At 55.8% G+C, this 18776-nt stretch carries 15 protein-coding genes; 6 read left to right on the forward strand and 9 right to left on the reverse strand.

The features are described 5' to 3' along the window. The first annotated feature begins 275 nt into the window (after positions 1–275). Positions 276–2600, forward strand: a complete 2325-nt coding sequence (locus N7220_RS01800) for a sensor domain-containing diguanylate cyclase (RefSeq protein WP_283149764.1) — start codon at positions 276–278, stop codon at positions 2598–2600. Between the two features lie 139 nt (positions 2601–2739). Here N7220_RS01800 and N7220_RS01805 read toward each other — a convergent pair whose 3' ends face one another. From N7220_RS01805 to pnp, 3 genes are all read right to left on the reverse strand, one after another. Then, positions 2740–3063, reverse strand: a complete 324-nt coding sequence (locus N7220_RS01805; protein ID WP_283149765.1) for a DUF2325 domain-containing protein — start codon at positions 3061–3063, stop codon at positions 2740–2742. 175 nt (positions 3064–3238) lie between these two features. After that, positions 3239–4225, reverse strand: coding sequence for an NAD(P)H-quinone oxidoreductase (locus N7220_RS01810; protein WP_283149766.1), 987 nt, complete (start codon positions 4223–4225; stop codon positions 3239–3241). Positions 4226–4431: 206 nt separating this feature from the next. Further along, complete coding sequence (pnp, locus tag N7220_RS01815; protein ID WP_283149767.1) at positions 4432–6564, reverse strand: polyribonucleotide nucleotidyltransferase; 2133 nt, start codon at positions 6562–6564, stop codon at positions 4432–4434. A 158-nt stretch (positions 6565–6722) separates the two neighbouring features. Between pnp and N7220_RS01820 the strand changes: the two genes are divergently transcribed. Then, positions 6723–6977, forward strand: coding sequence for a hypothetical protein (locus N7220_RS01820; protein ID WP_283149768.1), 255 nt, complete (start codon positions 6723–6725; stop codon positions 6975–6977). 67 nt (positions 6978–7044) lie between these two features. Here N7220_RS01820 and rpsO read toward each other — a convergent pair whose 3' ends face one another. From rpsO to rimP, 6 genes are all read right to left on the reverse strand, one after another. Further along, positions 7045–7314, reverse strand: coding sequence for a 30S ribosomal protein S15 (rpsO, locus tag N7220_RS01825; RefSeq protein ID WP_283149769.1), 270 nt, complete (start codon positions 7312–7314; stop codon positions 7045–7047). A gap of 129 nt (positions 7315–7443) precedes the next feature. Then, positions 7444–8358 (reverse strand): tRNA pseudouridine(55) synthase TruB, encoded by a 915-nt coding sequence (gene truB, locus N7220_RS01830; RefSeq protein ID WP_283149770.1) that lies wholly within the window; start codon positions 8356–8358, stop codon positions 7444–7446. A gap of 9 nt (positions 8359–8367) precedes the next feature. Beyond that, positions 8368–8760, reverse strand: a complete 393-nt coding sequence (gene rbfA, locus N7220_RS01835; RefSeq protein ID WP_283149771.1) for a 30S ribosome-binding factor RbfA — start codon at positions 8758–8760, stop codon at positions 8368–8370. Between the two features lie 145 nt (positions 8761–8905). After that, positions 8906–11620, reverse strand: coding sequence for a translation initiation factor IF-2 (gene infB / locus N7220_RS01840; RefSeq protein ID WP_283149772.1), 2715 nt, complete (start codon positions 11618–11620; stop codon positions 8906–8908). 15 nt (positions 11621–11635) lie between these two features. Then, positions 11636–13108, reverse strand: a complete 1473-nt coding sequence (gene nusA, locus N7220_RS01845; protein WP_283149773.1) for a transcription termination factor NusA — start codon at positions 13106–13108, stop codon at positions 11636–11638. A gap of 65 nt (positions 13109–13173) precedes the next feature. Beyond that, positions 13174–13602, reverse strand: coding sequence for a ribosome maturation factor RimP (gene rimP / locus N7220_RS01850; RefSeq protein ID WP_283151389.1), 429 nt, complete (start codon positions 13600–13602; stop codon positions 13174–13176). 277 nt (positions 13603–13879) lie between these two features. Here rimP and fadD point away from each other — a divergent pair, with 277 nt between their 5' ends. The 4 genes from fadD to dapE all read left to right on the forward strand — a co-directional run bounded on the left by fadD (position 13880) and on the right by dapE (position 18353). Continuing rightward, positions 13880–15547 carry a long-chain-fatty-acid--CoA ligase FadD gene (fadD, locus tag N7220_RS01855; protein ID WP_283149774.1) on the forward strand — a complete coding sequence of 556 codons (1668 nt, stop codon included), beginning with the start codon at positions 13880–13882 and terminating at the stop codon, positions 15545–15547. 38 nt (positions 15548–15585) lie between these two features. Beyond that, positions 15586–16737 (forward strand): PilT/PilU family type 4a pilus ATPase, encoded by a 1152-nt coding sequence (locus N7220_RS01860; RefSeq protein ID WP_283149775.1) that lies wholly within the window; start codon positions 15586–15588, stop codon positions 16735–16737. 85 nt (positions 16738–16822) lie between these two features. After that, positions 16823–17173: an ArsC family reductase gene (locus tag N7220_RS01865; protein ID WP_283149776.1), complete on the forward strand. Its 351-nt coding sequence runs from the start codon at positions 16823–16825 to the stop codon at positions 17171–17173. A gap of 49 nt (positions 17174–17222) precedes the next feature. Then, on the forward strand, positions 17223–18353 hold the full coding sequence (gene dapE / locus N7220_RS01870) for a succinyl-diaminopimelate desuccinylase (protein ID WP_283149777.1): 1131 nt from the start codon (positions 17223–17225) through the stop codon (positions 18351–18353). Positions 18354–18776: the final 423 nt, after the last annotated feature.

Genomic DNA, 18776 nt, shown 5'->3' on the forward strand with positions numbered 1-18776 from the left:
TGATCCACTGTCATGCAAGTGATGATTTGGGTAACTCCGTGCCCAAGATGACCGCGAATTAACAGCCAGATCAGCCTATGCTGATTAACGTAGGCTGCGGCTGGTATCGCGGTCAATCATGCACTCAGGAGGAATGGCCACTTGCCCGGAAGAAAATCAGGATCATCCCGCGTGCGAACCGTGCGACCCGGCCTGATCACGCAGGCATTGGAACGCCCTGCTGCCGCTCTGGCTGGTTTCGGCTGGTGCGAATCAGTTCGTGCGGAGCATCCGGCATGATTGTCCCGCCGATTCCGCACAATGAAACCGCCCGATTGCAGGCGCTTAACCAACTTAACCTGCTCGGTAGCAGCGAACCCGATCCGGCGCTGGACCGGCTCACGCGTCTGGCCGCCAAGGTAATTGGGGTGGAAAGCGCCCTGATCTCGCTGGTCGCCGCCGACTTCCAGCACTTCAAATCCTGCTACGGCTTTACCGGCTTGCAAACCGCACGGGACATCTCTTTCTGCGGTCATACCATTCTGGGGGATGAGCTGATGCTGATCCCTGATGCCAGACTCGATCCACGTTTTAGCGATAACCCCGTTGTCACCGGTCCGCCCTACATCCGCTTCTATGCAGGCAAGGCGCTCAAAACCCTGAGCGGCTTCCGGATTGGTTCTCTGTGCATTTTTGATCCACAACCGCGCGACCTTGATGAAGAAGGTGTGCGCATGTTGCTGGACGTCACCACACTGGTGCAAAAGGAACTCTACGCACGCGAGTTCGCGTTGCGCGCATCGGTCTCCCAAGCCCGAGCCGATCAGGAAATAACCCGGCAAGAAAGCTTGTTCCGCAGCACTTTCGACCAGGCAGCAGTAGGCGTTGCCCATCGCAGTCTTGATGGCACCTGGCTACGGCTGAATGAACATTTTGCCAGCCTGCTCGGTTATACCGCCGAGTCGCTGTTGCAAGTCCCGTTAACACAACTCCTGGGAGAGGACGGTACGCAGCGATTGCGGGCCGTGCGCCAGCGCCTGCTGGATGGTGGAAACAATGAACGTTGCGAAGAACAACTCATTCATCGCGACGGCTATCTGGTCTGGCTTGAACTCACCTTTTCCGTCTTTCGCGGAGACAACGGACAGCCGTGGTTTTTCGTGCTGATAGCGCAGGATATTTCGATCCGCAAGCAAACCGAAGCTGAGTTGCACGCCCTGCAAGAAGGCTTGAAGAAAGAAATTGCCCAGCAGACTCAGCAACTTTCCGCAGCCAATGCGTCGCTGGCCAGCACACTGGATGAACTCAAAGCCACCCAGAATCAAACGCTGCAAACCAAACGGCGCCTCAGTGAAACTCTGGCCACCGCGCTGGAGGCTTTCGTCGGCGTCACGCAAGACGGCACCATCGTTGACTGGAACCAGCAAGCGACCGAAACCTTCGGCTGGACCCGCGAAGAGGCCATGGGCAACAATTTTGCCGACCTCATCATTCTGACGGAAAACCGTGAACAGACCCGTCAGGCCGTTTACGCGTTTGTTGAACACGCCGCACAGCCCGCGTTATTCGAGCGCGGCGAGATGATGGCGCGCCACAAGAATGGCCACCCTATTCCGGTGGAGAAAACGGTATCTTCCATTTTTGTGAATGACCGTTATCTCTTCAATATTTTCCTGCATGATATTTCTGATCGCAGACAGGCCGAAGATCTGTTGCGCGACAGTCGCGAGCAATTGCAGACCATCACCGACAATTTGCCGGTGCTGATCGGATACATTGAGTCTGACCTGCGTTGCCGCTACCTGAATGCCACCTACCAGGAATGGTTTGACCGCGATCCGCATTTGCTGATGCATCGGCCCATTCCGGAGGTCATTACGCCTCATGAGTGGGCGCAACTTGAGTCGCATGTGAGCGAGGCAATGCAGGGCCGCAAACATAGCTGGGACATGGTGGTAGATCGCGGTGGCCGGCGGCGCGAAGTGCGCATGACCTTGATTCCCGACCGCGCGAATGATGGGCAAATACGGGGCGTCTACTTGCTCGGCGTAGATTTAACCGATCGCAAACGACTGGAAGAAACGTTGCGGCGCGAAGCGCTGGAAGATGCGCTCACCGGCCTGCCCAATCGGCGGGCTCTTTTGCAGCTCATCAATACGGCACTCGGTCGCCAGCAACGCCAGGCAAAACCGTTTGCGGTGTTTTTCCTCGATCTGGATGGCTTTAAAGCAGTGAACGACCGCTTCGGTCATGATGCTGGCGACGAGGTGCTGAAGACTTTTGGCAAACGCCTGCGTGCCAGTGTCCGCAAAATTGATGCCGTGGCGCGACTGGCAGGCGATGAGTTCACCATTCTGCTTGAAGACTTGCAAGACGCCCGCCAGGACGCCGCCCGCGTAGCCGAGAAAATTGTGCAATCCATGCAGGAGCCTTTCCTGCTGGAAAACGGTCAGGTCACGCTTTCGACCAGCATCGGCATAGCCATTCACATGCCAGGCGACTCACTTGATGCTGAAGCCCTGCTCAATGCTGCGGATACGGCGATGTACGAGGTCAAGCAAGCGACCAAAAATGGTTATCGTTTTGCCAAGCCCAAGCCAGCGCAAAGCGACCCCGACTAGAGATATTCCTGTCCCGAGCCGGAACGTCTTTCACGACGAACCCAGGCAATTTTGCCGCGGCAATTAATTCCGCGCTTGCATGAGTCCAGGTTGCTGGGTAACTGCCTAGCGCGCGGCTACATCGTCTAATAGCCAGTCGTTAGTGCTTTTTCTTAGCCGGGCAGGCTTCGCACTGTTTGGGCGAACAGACTTTATCCAGGCTTTGCGACAACGCACATACCGAGCGACGGCAAGCGACAAAGCGGATGTTCTCTTCGTGCGCCATTTCGCGGTAATGGCGCATCACGTTGTGCCCCAGAAAATCGGTAAACAAGATAATCAGGTCAACGCCTTTGAGCGTTGCCGGTTTGCGTTGATGCGCGGCGTTGCGGCCGGACACGTGTTTGTGAATCGCAATGCCATATTGTTGCAGCACGTCCGGGATATTGCCCAAAGTGTCTGCACCGACGAGGTAAGCGTTCATGAAGCACTCCATCCTGTAGAGGTTGGCGGTTTGCCGACGCGCCGGGATGGCACACCGCTCAACCGATGGAATGCACTTTAATCTAAATGAGAATTGTTATCAACACTTAAATATTACGTTGGTGTCAGCGTAAAATTGAACTTTTGCAAGTGCTTGCTGACCGCAAGCGCCCCGCTCAATCGTCGGCCCCTACCCGCAATATCACCTTGCCCAGGTTGTGCCCTGCCGCCACATAGCGATGCGCATCAGCGACCTGAGTCCAGTCAAACTCCCTGGCAACCGTTACCCGTAATTTACCGGCCTGTATCAAGGGCAGCACGTGATCGCGCAGAGCCTGTGCCAAACGGCCTTTTACGGCCAATGGTTGCGGGCGCAGGGTCGAACCCCGCAGCGTTTGCCGCTTGATCAACAACAAGCCCATATTGGCTTCGGCACTCAGCCCGCGCAGCATGCCAATCAAGATGATCTGCCCATCGGCGTTCAAACAGGCCTGATTGCGTGGCAGATAATCCCCGCCTACCCCATCCAGAATCAGATCGACACCGCCAGCACTCTTCAGCTCGGTGGCAAAATCCTGCTGTTTGTAGTCAATCACCATATCGGCGCCCAGATCGCGGCAATACGCGCATTTCTCCGGGCCACCCGCCGTCACGGCCACCCACGCGCCAAAGGATTTACACAACTGGATGCCAGCGCTGCCAATACCGCTGGCGCCAGCGTGAATCAGCACGCGCTGGCCGGCGTGCAATCCCCCCAGATCAACCAGATTGAACCAGGTGGTCATCCAGGCTTCGGGCAAGCTGGCAGCGGCAACCGCATCCATGCCTGTCGGAACCGGAATGGCTAACTGGCTTTGCAGCAAACAGTATTCAGCGTAGCCACCGCCGCCAACCAGACCCATCACGCGATCACCAACCGCAAACTGCGTGACGCCAGTGCCCACTTCGACCACGCGCCCGGCAATCTCCATACCCAGAATATTGGACTCGCCTGGCGGCGGCGGATAATTACCTGCACGCTGCGCCAGATCGGCGCGGTTGATCCCGGCGGCAGCTACTTTGACCAGCAACTGCCCGGCAGCGGGCTGTGGCCGTGATGTTTGCCCCAAGTGAAGCGTTTCCGGGCCACCGGGTTCGGTTTGCAATACCGCTTGCATGGTCATGCTGTTCTCCACTTTTTGGGATGTAGATGCGGGATGGATTTGCAGAAACGGGAATAATCCATCAATCGCCATGGGATAAGGTCAGTTGCAGAAAGTTCGTCCCGATCGTGATCGTCTCTACGCATTCTGCTGCCGGAATAAAAAAAGACCACGGTAAACCGTGGCCTTTTCTTTTATACGCCAGTCATGGCGAAGCGTAATACTGCTTACGCTTCTGGTGCCACTGGAGCAGCAGCCGGAGCTTCATCGTTCAGCACGGCCTTGATCGACAAGCGCACACGGCCCTTCTCGTCTTGTTCCAGTGCCTTCACGCGTACAACCTGGCCTTCTTTCAGGTAGTCAGCCACGTTCTTGATGCGCTCGTTGGCGATCTGGCTGATGTGAACCAGACCATCACGACCCGGCATGATCGAAACGATGGCGCCGACGTTGTTGTCCAGAATCTTGACAACCGGGCCTTCATAGATCTTGCCGATCTCCACTTCAGCGGTAATTTCGCTGATGCGGCGCTTGGCTTCGTCAGCACCTTCCGAAGAAACGGAAGCGATGGTGATCGTGCCGTCTTCCTGGATGTCGATTTGCGTGCCGGTTTCTTCAGTCAGCGCACGGATCACGGAACCACCCTTGCCGATCACGTCACGGATTTTTTCCGGATTGATCTTCATGGTGTACAGGCGTGGAGCGTGTTGCGACACTTCAGTGTTCGCACCAGCCACTTCCTGCTTCATGATACCCAGGATATGCAGACGACCGGCTTGAGCCTGGTCCAGCGCAACCTTCATGATTTCCTTGGTGATGCCGTCGATCTTGATGTCCATCTGCAGTGCGGTCACGCCTGCGTCAGTACCGGCTACCTTGAAGTCCATGTCGCCCAGGTGATCTTCATCACCCAGGATGTCGGTCAGCACTGCAAAGCGGTTGCCTTCCTTGATCAGACCCATGGCGATACCTGCCACGTGGTTCTTCAGCGGAACACCAGCGTCCATCAGAGCCAGGCAGCCGCCACACACGGAAGCCATCGACGAAGAGCCGTTGGATTCAGTGATTTCGGAAACCACGCGCATGGAGTAACCAAACTCTTCGCTGGTCGGCAACACGGCAATCAGAGCACGCTTGGCCAGACGACCGTGACCGATTTCGCGGCGCTTTGGCGTACCAACGCGGCCGGTTTCACCGGTGGAGTACGGCGGGAAGTTGTAATGCAGCATGAAGCGGTCGGTGTATTCACCGGCCAGCGCATCAATTTTTTGCTCGTCCAGCTTGGTGCCCAGAGTCGCTACCACCAGACCTTGGGTTTCGCCACGGGTGAACAGTGCCGAACCGTGGGTACGCGGCAGCACGCCGGTACGAACGGTGATCGGACGCACGGTGCGAGTGTCGCGACCATCGATACGCGGGAAGCCGTCCAGAATCTGGTTACGCACAATCTTCGCTTCCATGTCATGGAAAATGCCGCGAATCTTGTTGGCTTGCAGAGTGTCGGTGTCTTCGGTGATCAGTGCCGTTTTGACCTTGTCCCAAGCTTCGTTCAGCTTGACGGTACGCGCTTGCTTTTGGGCTACGCGGAAAGCTTGAGCGATGTCTTCACCAGCGATTTCAGTGATACGGGCTTCCAGCGCTTCGTCACGTACCGGCTCGTTCCAGTCGAACAGTTCCGGGTTGACTTCGTCAGCCAGTTCGTTGATCGCCTTGATGGCTTTTTGCATTTCGTCATGACCGAACACCACAGCGCCCAGCATGATTTCTTCAGACAGTTCTTTGGCTTCAGACTCAACCATCAGCACCGCTTTTTCGGTACCGGCAACGACCAGATCCAGCTCGCTGGTTTTCAGTTCGTCTTTGGTCGGGTTCAGAATGTACTGGCCGTTCGCGTAACCAACGCGTGCAGCGCCGATCGGGCCAGCAAACGGCACGCCGGAAATAGCCATGGCAGCCGAAGCGCCAATCATTGCCGGGATATCGGAATCGATTTGTGGATCAAGCGAAACCACGGTGGCGATCACCTGGATTTCGTTGAAAAAACCTTCCGGGAACAGCGGACGGATCGGACGATCGATCAGACGGCTGGTCAGAATTTCTTTTTCGGAAGGACGACCTTCGCGCTTGAAGAAACCGCCGGGGATTTTACCCGCAGCGTAGGTACGTTCTTGGTAATCAACGGTCAACGGAAAGAAATCCTGACCTGGCTTAACGCCGCGAGCTGCAACCACCGTCACCAGAACGACGGTGTCATCCATGGAAACCAGAACCGCACCGGATGCCTGGCGAGCGATTTCGCCCGTTTCCAGCGTCACGGTATGACGGCCATATTGGAAAGACTTCGAGATTTTATTGAACACGGATTGCTATCCTTTTCAGTAATGCGCTTTTCGGCCACAAGCGCGTGCGATTGCCGCTGCGGTCAGGCCGGGAGACGAAGATCAAAGCGTTGTGTTCGACGCCTTTGAAAATCATCCGGGACAGATGGCGGAGCGTTCCCGGTTTGTGAGGGAATCGCGTGCCGCGTTTGAAAGACTCTGTCCGTGACCGCCAGTTCCAGCACAGTCCAACATCCGCCCTTTTGCCGCCGGAACTGCAATTTGACAAAAGGGAGGCACAACCTGGTTTTTCTGACACGCCGAATAACGGAGCCAAGAAAAAAAGCACTAAAAAATCATTCTGGTACAACATCCGGCGACTGGCAGCACAAATTACACTTGCGCCAGTTCAGGAATCCCACCAGAAACGATTTTTTAGTGCCTTTTGTGTTTAAAGCTTGCGCTTCATGCGTGCCATAAACAAAAAAGTCGCAGTTTTCACTGCGACTTTTTCGTGAATGATTACTTACGCAGACCCAGCTTGGCGATCAGATCGCGGTAGCTGTCAGCGTTGGTACGCTTGAGGTAGTCCAGCAGACGACGACGACGGGAAACCATCTTCAGCAGACCGCGGCGGGAGTGGTGATCCTTCGCGTTGGCTTTGAAGTGAGGAGTCAGGTCGTTGATGCGAGCGGTCAGCAGCGCAACTTGAACTTCGGGGCTACCGGTATCACCAGCGGCGCGTTGGAACTGGCCAACGATTTCAGCTTTTTGTGTAACAGAAACAGTCATTTTAAAACTCCGATAAGTTGATCTCAAACCCTTGGGACGTTCCCGGATGGGTCTTTCCGATCAGACAAGCAAAACCGAGTGTCGCCACCCGTGTTTGCTCCATTAACCAGCACTTGAACCAATCAGAAATCAGTCACTAGTAGCCAGCAGACGTTTGGGCCGTAGCACATCATCGGATGCCACTTCGCCCAAACCAAGGAACGCGCGATTATGCCCGTTTTGCGGCGCGCCGTAAAGGCGGAATGTACCTTCGGCAGGCTGCCACACCGACCTGCGGCGTACCGTCATGCCATGCAGGATGCGATGGGTATCATCTTCATCGAGCTGGATTTCCGGCAGATCAAGCACTAGAGATTCCGGGGCCAGCAAACGCGCCTCTCGCTCGGGCATTTCAATCTGGCCCAATTCATCCAAGCCAATTGCGTCTTCCAGTACAAAACCGGCGGTACGTGTACGGCGCAAACCGGACAAATACGCACCACATCCCAGCGTGCGGCCAATATCGTCAGCCAGTGTGCGAATGTATGTGCCCTTGGAACACAGTACGTCCAGCACCAGCACATCGCCCTCAAAGCTGATGATATCGATTGAATAGATAGTGATATGGCGCACTGCCCGTTCAATCTCAACACCCTGGCGCGCGTATTCATACAACGCCTTGCCTTGAAACTTGAGCGCGGAATGCATAGGCGGGATCTGCTCGATGGGGCCAGTAAACTGACGGATCACCGCCTCAACCTGGGCACGATCACAAGTCACTTCGCCAGAACGGGAAATACCGCCTTCACCATCCAGCGTGGTCGATACCTGACCGAGCTGCAGCGTCGCACGATAACCCTTGTCGGCATCGAGCATGCGCTGGGCAAACTTGGTGGCCTCGCCAAAACACAGCGGCAGCAGACCCGTAGCAAAGGGATCAAGCACGCCGGTGTGACCGGCTTTTTCGGCTTGAAACAACCAGCGCGCCTTTTGCAGCGCATTGTTGCTGGAAACACCAAACGGTTTATCCAGCAGCAAAACGCCATCAATCTTTCGTTTAGCCATGCGCGACGATCAACCTTCTTCTTGTTCGTCGTCCGGGGCTTTAGGCAAGCCAACGGCTTGCTGGATCAGGTTATCGAGCGCCATGCCGCGTTCGACTGAGTGATCATATTCAAAATGCAGTTCCGGCATTTTGTAGAGCGAAATGCCGCGTGCCAGCTGACTGCGAATAAAGCCCTTGGCCGCTTCCAGCTTTTCAGCAATCGATGCTGCGTCTTCTGGCGTACCCATGAAGGTGTAGAAAATCTTCGCGTGCGAATAATCGCGCGTGATTTCCAGATCGGTGATGGTAATCAGCGATGCTTTGGGGTGATCCAGTTCGGCCCGGATCAGTTCAGCCGTATCGCGCTGCAATTGTTGCGACAACCGGTCAGCGCGCGTGAAAGTCTTTTTCTGTTTAGCCATGGTGTGTGAGGAGTCAGGCGTGAAGGGCGAGGTGTAGCCCCATTTCCTGGTGATACAAAAGTAAAAGGCGCAGGCTTGAAAAAAAGCCTGCGCCGCCAGCGTCATCAGGGTGGGGTCTTACACCTCACTCCACACCCCATACGCCTTACAACGTCCGTGCAATCTCGACGATTTCGAACACTTCGAGCTGATCGCCTTCCTGGATGTCGTTGTAGTTCTTCAGTTGCAGACCACATTCGTAGCCAGCGCGAACTTCCTTCACATCATCCTTGAAGCGTTTGAGCGTATCGAGTTCACCTTGATGGACCACCACGTTGTTGCGCAGCAAACGAACGCCGGCACCACGCTTGACGATACCGTCGAGCACGTAACAACCGGCCACCGAGCCAACCTTGGAGATGACAAACACCTGGCGAATTTCGACCAGACCAATGATCTGTTCTTTCTTCTCTGGTGCCAGCATGCCCGACAGCGCAGCGCGCACATCATCTACTACATCATAAATGATGTTGTAGTAGCGGATATCGACGCCTTCGTGCTCGGCCAGCTTGCGCGCTGCCGCATCGGCACGCACGTTAAAGCCAACCACCACCGCCTTGGACGCCAATGCCAGATTGATATCGGACTCGCTGATACCACCCACGCCCGAGTGCAGAATCTGCACACGCACTTCGTCGGTCGACAGTTTTTGCAGCGAACCAGCCAACGCTTCCAGCGAACCTTGCACGTCGCTCTTGATGATGATCGGCAGGCGTTGAACTTCGCCGCCTTCGGCCATCTGCGCGAACATGTTTTCCAGCTTGGAAGCCTGTTGCTTGGCGAACTTCACATCACGGAACTTGCCTTGACGGAACAGGGCGATTTCACGCGCCTTCTTCTCGTCAGCCAGAACCATGGCGTCTTCACCAGCACTTGGCACTTCCGACAGACCCAGAATTTCTACCGGGATCGACGGACCAGCTTCGGTAATCGGCTTGCCGTTTTCGTCCAGCATGGCACGGATACGACCAAATACGCCGCCAGCCAGCAACACGTCGCCCTTCTTCAGCGTACCGGATTGCACCAGCATGGTTGCCACTGCGCCGCGACCCTTGTCCAGACGGGCTTCAATAATGATGCCCTTGGCTGGCGCGTCGGTCGGCGCTTTCAATTCCAGCACTTCAGCCTGCAGCAGAATGGCGTCGAGCAGGTTATCGATGCCTGTACCTTGCTTGGCCGAAACTTCGATGAACTGTGTATCGCCACCCCAGTCTTCCGGCACGACTTCTTGTGCAACCAGTTCCTGGCGGATGCGTTCCGGATTGGCGCCTTGCTTGTCGATCTTGTTCACTGCAACCACGATTGGCACACCGGCCGCTTTCGCGTGGTGAACGGCTTCAATGGTTTGCGGCATCACGCCATCATCGGCAGCAACTACCAGCACCACGATATCAGTCGCCGAAGCACCGCGAGCACGCATGGCGGTAAACGCCTCGTGACCCGGGGTATCAAGGAACGTAATCACGCCCTTTTCGGTTTCCACGTGGTACGCGCCGATGTGCTGGGTAATACCGCCCGCTTCGCCAGCCGCCACTTTGGCGCGACGAATGTAATCCAGCAACGATGTCTTGCCATGGTCAACGTGACCCATCACCGTCACGACCGGTGCGCGTGGCAGCAGTGCGTGTTCGGTTTTGTCTTCGTCGCCCAGATAGATTTCCGGATCATCATGCTTCGCAGCAACCGGTTGGTGGCCCATTTCTTCCACGACGATCATCGCGGTTTCCTGGTCCAGCACCTGGTTGATGGTCACCATCATGCCCATCTTCATCAGTGCCTTGACGACTTCCACACCCTTCACGGCCATCTTGTGCGCCAGATCGGCTACAGAAATGGTTTCCGGAACATCAACGGTATGGGTAATCGGCTCAGTAGGCGCCTGGAAAGCGTGAGCATTGTTATCTTGTTGCTGCTGACCCTTACGGCCGCCCTTTTTGCTCTTCCAGTCACCGCCGGCGTCGCCACCCTTGGTGCGCAGGCCGCCTTTCTTGCCGCGCTTGTCGTCATCCCACGCGCCTTTCTCGCCCTTTTTCTTGTCGGCGGGTTTGGCAGCAGCAGGTGCCGGTGCAGCCGCTTTGGCTGGTTCCGGAGCACGCAATGGTTCGTTGCGAGGCTTGCGCAATTCAACGCGCATGCCGATACGTGGACGAGTTTCGTCCGAACGCGCAGGCGATTGGTTTGGAGTACGGCTTGGTGCTGGCGCAGCAGCGGCAGGTGCCGGGGCTGGCGCAGCAACCGGGGCCGGAGCAGCAGCGACGGTTTCTGCAACTGGCTCAGCTACAGCGTGCGCCACGGCAACAGGTGCCACTTCAACATGCGACGGTTGCGCCGGAGCTTCAGCAGCAACCGGCTCATCTTTACGCACGTCACGATTTTGCTTGGCGCGCATTTCTGCGGCCTGGCGGGCAAACAGTTCGTTCTGACGGCTGGCTTCCAGCTCACGTGCAGCACGTTCACCGTCATTCAGGACCGGTGCCGAAGTGCCGATTGCTGGCTCTGCGGCGTGTTGCAATCCCTGACTGCCTTCCGGCGCGATCACAACGCGTTTTTTGCGGACTTCAACCTGAATGGTCTTGGCCTTGCCGGTTGCGTCGGTCTTGCGAATTTCGCTAGTTTGCTTGCGTTGCAATGTGATCTTGGGCTTGTCGCCCGCTGCACCGTGTTTCTTTTGCAGATGATCCAGCAGACGTGTTTTGTCATCGGCCGTAATAGAGTCCGATTCACTTTGCTTGGCGACACCGGCCGCCCGCAGCTGTTCCAGCAATTCTTGCGGCGGCATTTTCAGCTCTGCCGCGAATTGACTGACTTTCAGTTCACTCATGCAATTCCCCCCGCCTTATGCGAACCAATGCTCGCGGGCCTTCATAATCAGCTGTTTGGCATCGTCTTCACCGACACCGGTCAATTCCACCAGTTCGTCGACGGCCAGTTCTGCCAGATCGTCTCGCGTATGGATCTCATGTTCCGCCAGTTTGGCGACCAGTTCGGCCGTCATTCCATCCAGACTCTTCAAGTCTTCAGTTTGGTGCTCGAGCTTTTCTTCATCCACGATGGCTTGCGTAAGCAGCGCATCGCGAGCACGGGCACGCAACTCGTTCACGGTGTCTTCGTCGAAGGCCTCGATCTCGAGCATTTCATTCAGCGGCACGTAGGCCACTTCTTCCAGGGTGTTGAAGCCTTCCTGGACCAACACATCTGCAACATCTTCGTCGACGTCCAGCGCCTTGACGAAGAGTTCGCGCACTTTGGTGAACTCGACTTCGTTTTTCTCTTGAGCCTGATTCACCGTCATGATGTTCAATTTCCAGCCGGTCAGCTCGGATGCAAGCTTCACGTTCTGGCCGCCACGGCCAATTGCCATGGCCAGATTGTCTTCGTCCACGATGACATCCATCGCGTGGCTTTCTTCATCCACGACGATTGAGCTGACATCAGCCGGGCTCAGGGCACCGATAACAAACTGTGCCGGATCAGCCGACCACAGCACGATATCAACACGTTCACCGGCCAGTTCGTTGGTCACGGCGTTCACGCGGGTACCGCGCACACCGATACAAGTACCTTGCGGATCAACACGCTGATCGTTGGACTTCACAGCCAGCTTGGCGCGCATGCCAGGATCACGTGCCACGCCCTTCAGTTCGATCAGGCCGTTCTCGATTTCCGGCACTTCCATTTCGAACAGCTTGAGCATGAACTCAGGTGCAATCCGGCTCAGCACCAGTTGCGGACCACGGCCCAGACGATCAATACGCACCAGGAATGCACGTACTCGGTCGCCTACGCGCAGGTTTTCCTTGGGGATCATCTGGTCGCGTGGCAGCACAGCTTCGAGCTTGCCCAGTTCAATGATGGCGTTACCGCGCTCAATACGCTTGATCGTGCCATTCACCACATGTTCGCGGCGTTGCAGGAAGTCGTTCAGGTTTTGCTCACGCTCAGCATCGCGAATCTTTTGCAGAATCACTTGCTTGGCGGTTTGCGCACCAATACGGCCGAACTCGATTGGCTCGAGTTCTTCTTCCCAGGTTTCGCCCAGTTTCAAATCTTTGTCGTAGTCAGGCGCATCGGTGATGGCGATCTGACGGGACGGTTCTTCGTGGTCATTGTCTTCTACCACGGTCCAGACACGGAAGCTGCGATAGTCACCGGTATCGCGATCAATCGCGACACGGACATCTACTTCATCGTCGTAACGTTTTTTTGTTGCCGAGGCCAGCGCCAGTTCCAGCGCGGTAAACACGACATCTTTTTCAACATTCTTTTCACGCGCCAGTGCGTCGACCAGCAACAGAATTTCACGGCTCATTGTTTAATTTCCCCCGGCAAAGCCCGGCCAGCTCTATTTGTCGGTATTGAATTCACAATCTGGAATCAGAACTGCGGTTCCAGACGCACTTTATCGATCTGCGCCATTTCAAGGCTGACGCGCTCGCCATCCACGTCGATTATGACGTGACCGTCTTCAAAGCCGACCAGCTTGCCCAGAAGACGCTTGCGTTTATCCGGCAATGGCAAGCGCAGTTTTGCGCGCACCATTTCGCCGGCAAAGCGTTCGAAATCAGCGGGCGTTTTCAGCGCGCGATCCAAACCGGGCGACGAGACTTCCAGCCGCTCGTAGCCAATGTTTTCCACTTCGAACAAACGCTGAAGATGGCTGCTCACCGTGGCACAATCTTCCACGGTAATGCCGCCCTGTTTGTCGATGAAAATACGAACCAGCCCGTTATTGGCCAATTCGACGTCCACCAGCTCGTAACCGAGCCCCGGAACGGTCAATTCAAGAACGCTTTGCAGACTCACTGCCATAAAAACGCAAAATCCTTTTCGCAAACAAAAAATGGGCTGCTACAACAGCGCCCATTCTCAAGCACTCCCTCATGCGTGTGGGCCTGATCCGCAATTGGATCAAACGCCTCACCAGGGGATAAACCCGATTCTATCAGAAACAAGACTTTGGCGAAACTCTGGCATAAACATGAAGACGCCAACGGATGATCGGCTTGTTGCCGATGCAATCCGCCACTAGAGTTACGCCAAAATATGGGAACCACCCGGTCCCCGACATGGAGAAGACAGCATGGATCGCCCCTGGTTTACCAGTTATCCCGCCGGTGTGCCCCACGAAATCGACATGAACGAGTTCTCGTCGATTCCGGATGTGATTGCACAAACACTGGTCAAGTTTGCCGACCGGGATGCCTTCATCAATATGGGCAAAGCGATCACCTACCATGAGCTTGATGAGCAAACGACCGCATTTGCAGCGTATCTGCAACAAGACCTGAAGCTGGCACGCGGCACTCGCGTGGCCATCATGATGCCCAATTTGCTGCAATATCCGGTGGCGCTATTCGGCATTCTCAAAGCCGGACTGGTAGTGGTAAACGTCAACCCGTTGTACACGCCCCGCGAACTCGAACATCAGCTGAAAGACTCCGGCGCAGAGGCGATTGTGATTGTCGCCAACTTTGCCCATACGCTGGAAAAAGCCATTGCGCAGACCAAGGTCAAGCATGTCATCCTGACCGAAATTGCCGACATGCTCGATTTCCCGAAGCGCCTGCTGATCAACAGTGTCGTCAAATACGTCAAAAAGATGGTGCCGTCGTTCAACTTGCCTGGCGCCACCCATTTCAATGATGTGGTCAAAAAAGGCCGCAATCTGCATTTCAGTCCGGTGCGCCTGACGCACGACGATCTGGCTTTCCTGCAATACACCGGCGGCACCACTGGCGTGGCCAAAGGCGCCATGCTGACTCACGGCAATATCGTCGCCAACATGCAGCAGGCTTCGGCCTGGATTAACCAGATTGTGCAAGACGGCCATGAACTGATTGTGACGGCGTTGCCGCTATACCATATCTTTTCACTCACCGCGAACGGCATGATCTTTACCAAGCTGGGCGCCACCAACTTGTTGATCACCAATCCGCGCGATATTCCGGGGTTTGTGAAAGAACTGTCGAAATATCCGGTCACCGCCATTACCGGCGTGAATACGCTGTTTGGCGCGTTGGTGAACAACCCGGACTTTCTGAAGCTGGATTTCTCCACCTGGCGTCTGACGCTGGGTGGCGGCATGGCAGTGCAGCAGTCCGTCGCCGACAAGTGGAAAAAAGTCACTGGCGTCACGCTGGTAGAGGCTTATGGCCTGACCGAGACCTCCCCTGCCGCCATGATCAACCCGATGACGTTGCGCGAATACAATGGCATGATTGGGCTGCCGATTCCGTCTACCGATGCGCAAATTCGCAGCGATAGCGGCCAGGTGCTGGCACCCGGCGAACCCGGCGAGCTGTTTATCAAAGGCCCGCAGGTGATGAAGGGCTACTGGCAGCGTAAAGACGAAACCGACAAAGTACTGGGCGCCGACGGTTTCCTGGGTACGGGCGATGTCGCCATCATGTCGCCGACCGGCTTTTTCCGGATCGCCGATCGCAAGAAAGACATGGTGCTGGTTTCTGGCTTCAACGTTTACCCCAACGAGGTGGAAGACGTCGTCGCCAAACATCCTGGTGTACTGGAAGTCGCGTGTATCGGTGTGCCGGACGATAAATCCGGTGAAGCGGTAAAGATTTTTGTGGTCAAAAAAGACCCGGCCCTGACGGAAGCCACGCTGATTGCGTACTGCCGTGAGCAGCTGACCAATTACAAAGTACCCCGCAAAGTCGAGTTTCGCGATCAATTGCCCAAGTCCAACGTGGGCAAGATTTTGCGAAGGGAGCTGCGTGAGGGCCAAAGCTAGTTAATACGTCCCGTTAACGGGATTTGAGGGGAATTGCCATGAACCTGATGCCATTTTTCAAGCTGATGGCCGAGCGCCAGGCGTCGGATCTGTTTTTGTCGGCCAATGCGCCGATCACGATCAAGATCCAGGGCGTCTGTTATCCGGTCAACAATCAGGTTCTTGGCGCTGACCACGTCAAACAACTGGTCTACCAGATCCTCAACCCGCAACGCATTGCCCGCTTTGAGCAAGACCTGGAACTGAACTTTGGTCTGGCAGTTGAAGACATCGGCAACTTCCGGATCAACGTTTTCAAAAGTCGTGGCAGCGTGGCCATGGTGGTGCGCTTTATCAAGCCCAACGCCGCCACGCTGGAAGAACTGCGCATGCCAGGGATGTTCAAAGAGCTGATCATGGAAAAGCGCGGCATCATTCTGGTGGTGGGCGCAACCGGCAGCGGCAAGTCATCCACCGTTTCGGCCATGCTGGAACACCGCAACCAGAACCACCCCGGTCACATTCTCACCATGGAAGACCCGGTTGAGTATCTGTTCAGCCACAAGAAAAGCCTGGTCAACCAGCGCGAGATCGGTGTTGATACCCACAGCTACGGCGACGCACTCAAGAACGCCATGCGCGAAGCACCGGATGTGCTGATGATTGGCGAAATGCGTGACCGCGAAACGGTCACCTACGCCATGCAATACGCCCAAGCCGGCCACTTGTGTATCAGCACATTGCATGCGAACAACAGTTATCACTCGCTGGCACGGCTGGTGAACTTCTTCCCGCAAGAAGCGCGTGAAAGCTTGCTGTACGATATGTCCACCGCGCTGAAGGCGATCATTTCGCAGCGACTGGTACGCAACAAGCAAGGCAAGTTGATTCCGGCTGTGGAAATTTTGCTGAACACAGCGCGCATCTCTGAGTTGATCCGCGACGGACACCTGGCCGACATCAAAGAAGCCATGGAACAAAGCCTGGCCGAAGGTTCGCAGACCTTCGAGCAATCGCTCTACCGCTTGTATCGCGCGGGCGAGATCGAACTGGATGAGGCCCTGCGAAATGCCGATTCGGCCACCAACCTGTCCTGGATGGTCAACAACGCGCAATCGGCGGAAGAACAGGATCAGCAATCTGCTGCGCAAAACAACAGCACCAGCAGCACGCCTGCTACTGATCTCAATTTCAATATTTCGCTGCACTGATCCGCTTGCAGTCGCATAATACGGGGCCGCAAAAAGCGGCCCTTTTTGCTGCGTTGCGCCTGACCGGATTTTGAGAGAACAACCCATGAAACTCTATGGTATTCCCAATTGTGACACCGTCAAAAAAGCCCGCACCTGGCTGGACGAACAAGGTCACACCTACGAATGGCACGATTACAAGAAACAAGGCGTCAGCGCAGAACTGCTGCAAGACTGGATTACCCACACAGGCTGGGAACCATTGGTGAATCGCCAAGGTACAACCTGGCGCAAACTGGATGAAGCGACTAAAGCCAGCGTTGTCGATGCCCAATCCGCCATTGCCGTGATGCTGGCGCAACCGTCTGTCATCAAGCGGCCAGTACTTGAGCGCAATGGCCAGATCACCGTGAGCTATAAACCCGAGTTGTACGCCGCGTTGTTTGATGGCTCCTGAGCCACTCACTCAACCCGCCCCACCTGTTATTGACGAGAAAAACACCAATATGAGCGATCCCACCCTGGAGCTGACCGAAGCGCTGATGCGCCGGGCCTCCGTTACCCCTGATGACGCTGACTGCCAGACCATCATGGCGCGGCGCCTGGCCGAGCTCGGGTTTCACATTGAGCACCTGCGTTTTGGCGAAGTCGACAACCTGTGGGCACGCAAAGGCAGCAGCGGCCCAGTGCTGGTGTTTGCCGGGCATACCGATGTAGTCCCGACTGGCCCGGTGGATCGCTGGCATTCCGACCCGTTCGCCCCGGAAATCCGCGACGGTCATTTGTTCGGCCGCGGTGCAGCCGACATGAAAGCCTCGCTGGCCGCATTTATTACTGCGACCGAAGCGTTTCTGAAAGATCATCCCGATCACAAGGGCTCTATTGCCTATCTCATCACATCCGACGAAGAAGGCCCGGCCAAAGACGGCACGGTCAAAGTCATCGAAACCCTCGCCGCGCGCGGTGAGGCCATTGATTACTGCATTGTGGGCGAACCCACCAGCTCGCAACAGTTTGGCGACATGATCAAAAATGGCCGTCGCGGCTCGCTCTCCGGGCATTTGATCGTGCAAGGCGTACAGGGCCATATCGCCTACCCGCATCTGGCCAACAATCCAATTCACATGCTGGCGCCAGCGCTGGCCGAGTTGACGATCACGGAGTGGGACAAGGGTAACGAATACTTCCCGCCGACCACCTGGCAGGTTTCGAACATGCACAGCGGCACAGGCGCGACCAACGTCATCCCCGGCACCGTCGAAGTATTGTTCAACTTCCGCTTCTCGACCGAGAACACCGCCGACACCCTCAAAGCCAAGCTGGAAGGCATTCTGGACAAGCACGGCGTGGAGTACGAATTGAACTGGTCATTGAGCGGCGAGCCGTACCTGACCGGCCAGGGCGAACTGGTGAGCAGCATTCAGGCCGCCATTCGGGAAGAGACCGGCATAACGCCAGAACTCTCGACCACCGGCGGCACTTCGGATGGCCGCTTCATCGCCAAATACTGCCCGCAAGTGGTGGAATTTGGGCCATTGAACGCCACCATCCACAAGCTGAACGAATGCGTGGCAGTGGCGCATTTGCCATTGTTGTCGGGCGTTTATCGGCGAGTGCTGGAAAAGCTGGTGGCTTGAGTAATACGCAAATTCAGAGATTTAACTAAAAAAGCCGCTGAGATCAGCGGCTTTTTTATGTCTGGCTATCCAACCTGCAAATCGAAGGCCGGATAAAGGCCATTTCTCGGCATAAACTTCACGGGAATCCGGGCTACGATACTGAACGCCAAGGTCTGCGGCTTGTTGAAGTATTGCGACCCCGGATTCTCGCTAGCGCTTCATCCGGGCTACGATACTACGATACTGAACGAATGCGTGGCAGTGGCGCATTTGCCATTGTTATCGGGCGTTTATCGGCGAGTGCTGGAGAAGTTGGTAGCCTGAGCAATACGCAACTTCAGAGATTTAACTAAAAAAGCCGCTGAGATCAGCGGCTTTTTTATGTCTGACTATCCGACCTGCAAATCGTAGCCCGGATGGAGACCATTTCTCGGTATAAAC

The organism is Silvimonas soli, from assembly GCF_030035605.1.
Classification (GTDB): Bacteria; Pseudomonadota; Gammaproteobacteria; order Burkholderiales; family Chitinibacteraceae; genus Silvimonas; species Silvimonas soli.

Excerpts from the sequence above, each read along its gene's own strand:
- N7220_RS01810 (WP_283149766.1), bottom strand. The coding sequence starts at position 4,225 with ATGACCATGCAAGCGGTATTGCAAACCGAACCCGGTGGCCCGGAAACG.
- N7220_RS01860 (WP_283149775.1), top strand. The coding sequence starts at position 15,586 with ATGAACCTGATGCCATTTTTCAAGCTGATGGCCGAGCGCCAGGCGTCG.
- nusA (WP_283149773.1), bottom strand. The coding sequence starts at position 13,108 with ATGAGCCGTGAAATTCTGTTGCTGGTCGACGCACTGGCGCGTGAAAAG.
- rpsO (WP_283149769.1), bottom strand. The coding sequence starts at position 7,314 with ATGACTGTTTCTGTTACACAAAAAGCTGAAATCGTTGGCCAGTTCCAA.
- N7220_RS01805 (WP_283149765.1), bottom strand. The coding sequence starts at position 3,063 with ATGAACGCTTACCTCGTCGGTGCAGACACTTTGGGCAATATCCCGGAC.
- infB (WP_283149772.1), bottom strand. The coding sequence starts at position 11,620 with ATGAGTGAACTGAAAGTCAGTCAATTCGCGGCAGAGCTGAAAATGCCG.
- fadD (WP_283149774.1), top strand. The coding sequence starts at position 13,880 with ATGGATCGCCCCTGGTTTACCAGTTATCCCGCCGGTGTGCCCCACGAA.
- N7220_RS01865 (WP_283149776.1), top strand. The coding sequence starts at position 16,823 with ATGAAACTCTATGGTATTCCCAATTGTGACACCGTCAAAAAAGCCCGC.
- truB (WP_283149770.1), bottom strand. The coding sequence starts at position 8,358 with ATGGCTAAACGAAAGATTGATGGCGTTTTGCTGCTGGATAAACCGTTT.
- dapE (WP_283149777.1), top strand. The coding sequence starts at position 17,223 with ATGAGCGATCCCACCCTGGAGCTGACCGAAGCGCTGATGCGCCGGGCC.
- rbfA (WP_283149771.1), bottom strand. The coding sequence starts at position 8,760 with ATGGCTAAACAGAAAAAGACTTTCACGCGCGCTGACCGGTTGTCGCAA.
- N7220_RS01800 (WP_283149764.1), top strand. The coding sequence starts at position 276 with ATGATTGTCCCGCCGATTCCGCACAATGAAACCGCCCGATTGCAGGCG.